This is a genomic window from Nocardioides sp. Z13_37, from assembly GCF_058355585.1.
In genome coordinates, this window is the sequence record NZ_JBZGDV010000023.1 from 1 (window position 1) to 1,342 (window position 1,342).

Sequence of the window (1,342 nt, forward strand, 5' to 3'; positions counted from 1 at the left end):
CAGTGTGCTGGTTCACGACATCCCGGACACCTGTCTCACGACATCCCGGACAGATGTCTCACGACATCCGCGACACCACGCTGATGCTCAGCCATGTCGAAGGCACGCCTGGTCATCACCGCCGTGGTCATGGAGAAGCGACTCGTTGCCGAGGTCGTCGCGACCTATGGGATTTCCCGCTCACGTCTCTACGAGCTCCTTGCCCGCTACCGAGACGAGGGCGAGGCCGCCTTCGAACCCCGATCCAGGGCCCCGAAGACCTCACCGCGAGCGACCCCGCCCGCGACCGTCGACCTGATCCTGACCCTGCGCAAGCAGCTCCTCGAGGCCGGTCACGACGCCGGCGCCGACACCATCGTGTGGCACCTGGCCCAACACCACGACGTGACCGTGTCGCGGGCCACGGTCCACCGGATCCTGACCCGCAACGGAGCCGTCACACCCGAACCGAGGAAGAAGCCGAAGTCGTCCTACATCCGGTTCCAGGCAGCGATGCCGAACGAGTGCTGGCAGTCCGACTTCACCCACTACCCCCTCACCGACACCACGACCTTCCCCAAGGGTGTCGAGATCATCACCTGGCTCGACGACTGCACCCGCTACGCACTCCACGTGTCCGCGCACCGGGCGATCACCACCCCGATCGTCAAGGACACCTTCCGCAAAACCGCAGGTCAGCACGGCATCCCCGCATCGACCCTCACCGACAACGGCATGGTCTACACCGTCCGCCTGGCCAGCATCGGACACCGAGGCGGCCGCAACGGCTTCGAACAACAACTCCGCGACTGGCACGTGGTGCAAAAGAACAGCCGGCCCAACCACCCCACCACCTGCGGCAAGGTCGAACGCTTCCAACAGACCATGAAGAACTGGCTCCGGACCCAGCCCGTCCAGCCCGCCACCATCGCCGAGCTACAGGCCCTGCTCGACCGGTTCCGCACCGAGTACAACCAACACCGGCCACACCGCTCACTACCGCACCGAGCCACCCCCGCAGCGGTCTACGACACCATGCCCAAAGCCCTGCCAGGCCCCAGCCGCGACGCCGACACCCACGACCGGGTCCGACACGACATCGTCGACAAGTCCGGCACCGTCACCCTGCGCATCGCCGGACAGCTACGCCACATCGGCATCGGCCGAACCCACTCCCGAACCCACGTCATCCTGCTCATCCACGACCTTCACGTACGCATCGTCAACGCCATCACCGGCGAACTCCTCCGAGAGCTCACCATCGACCCCAGCAAGGACTACCAGCCACGAACCCACAAATGAAGAACACCCGAACCTACGTTTCCGTAGGTCCGGGTGTCCGCGATGTCCTGCGACATCACAT

The 1,342-nt window shown here is 65.1% G+C and carries 1 protein-coding gene; it reads left to right on the forward strand.

Features of this window, described 5'->3' with window-relative positions:
• Window positions 1-93: 93 nt before the first annotated feature.
• Window positions 94-1,281 carry an IS481 family transposase gene (locus tag AC4H2S_RS21165; protein ID WP_491498963.1) on the forward strand — a complete coding sequence of 396 codons (1,188 nt, stop codon included), beginning with the start codon at window positions 94-96 and terminating at the stop codon, window positions 1,279-1,281.
• Window positions 1,282-1,342 lie beyond the last annotated feature (61 nt).

Bases quoted from the DNA above. Each gene is read 5' to 3' on its own strand.
- AC4H2S_RS21165 (WP_491498963.1), top strand. From the start codon at position 94: ATGTCGAAGGCACGCCTGGTCATCACCGCCGTGGTCATGGAGAAGCGA.